The sequence below is a fragment of the Halorubrum tibetense genome, assembly GCF_042661865.1.
Taxonomy (GTDB): domain Archaea; phylum Halobacteriota; class Halobacteria; order Halobacteriales; family Haloferacaceae; genus Halorubrum; species Halorubrum tibetense.
The window spans coordinates 1-1,108 of the sequence record NZ_JBHSWW010000485.1 but is presented as its reverse complement, the minus strand read 5'-3'; the positions used below and the strand labels follow the sequence as shown (position 1 = coordinate 1,108).

Sequence of the window (1,108 nt, the reverse complement as noted above, 5' to 3'; positions counted from 1 at the left end):
CGGCGACCTCGCACCGTCGGTTCCCGGCCCGCCGGGCCGCTCACCGGGGCGCGCCACCGCATCGTTCATTTATGAGTAGTCGTCGCTGCCGCTCATACACCGTTTAAATACGATCTCGTTGCTCTCGGGTTGAGAGACGTACCCCCGATATCGATCACCGTCCCCACCGCTCTCGGACCCTTCGTTTTTAAGTCGACGCCGGGTCAGTCGGTCGGTATGGAGATCGGGGTGACCGTCGGCGTCGATGTCGACCGTGCCGCGGCGTCGCCGGCGGCGTTCGACTTCATAGAGCTCGGAGTCGGCGCGTCGAGCCTGCCGCCGGAGTCGATCGATCCCGACCGACTCGACCGGGCGCTCGATGGTCGCGACCTGCTCGTTCACCTGCCGTACAGCCAGCTGTTAACGAGCTACGCCGACGAGGTGAACGACGCCATCGTCGCGTATCAACGCCGGCTCTTGCGGGCGGTCAGCGATCTCGGCGCGGAGAAGGCGGTGTTACACGCCACCTCCGCCGACCGCGACGACGTCGACTTCCGCGACGTCGCCGCCGACCAGCTCGCCCGGGTCGCCGAGGCGGGGCGGGAGGCGGGCGTCGAGGTCGTCGTCGAAAACGTCGGCCACCAGCACAAGGGGCTCCAACTGTCCGTGCTCGGCGACATCGCCCGCGAGACCGACACCCCGATCTGCTTCGATGTCGGCCACGCCTACATGGAAGGCGGGGACAAGGCGATACGCCGGTTCCTCCGCAGTCACGCCGACCGCGTCTCACACCTCCACTGTCACGACGTGCGTCGCCGCGGCGACACCCACATCCCGGTCGGTGCGGGCGAGGTGGATTACGAGGCGTTCAGCGCCGAACTGTCGGGGTTCGACGGCACCGTCGCGCTGGAAGTGTTCACCGACGACGACGCGCTGCTGCTCGACTCGGCCGACCGCGTGGCCGACCACCTCGGCGCGGAGTGGTGAGAGCCGACACTGCCCGACCGGGCGTCCCGGTCCCGTTTTGCGCCCCCGGTTCCCCGATGATCAGTTCCCGTCGTCGCGATCGGCCGGTGGGTCGCGGTCCGGGTTTTCGCCGTCGCCGTCCACGGCACCGCTGTCGCGGTCC

General features: G+C 68.7%; 1 protein-coding gene. It reads left to right on the top strand.

The genetic code is table 11. The annotated features are described in order from the left end of the window. Positions 1–216: 216 nt before the first annotated feature. Positions 217–966: a sugar phosphate isomerase/epimerase family protein gene (locus tag ACFQEU_RS16385; protein WP_379783893.1), complete on the top strand. Its 750-nt coding sequence runs from the start codon at positions 217–219 to the stop codon at positions 964–966. Positions 967–1,108: the final 142 nt, after the last annotated feature.

What these genes read in the sequence shown, in the direction of transcription:
- ACFQEU_RS16385 (WP_379783893.1), top strand. Translation starts at nt 217, where the DNA reads ATGGAGATCGGGGTGACCGTCGGCGTCGATGTCGACCGTGCCGCGGCG.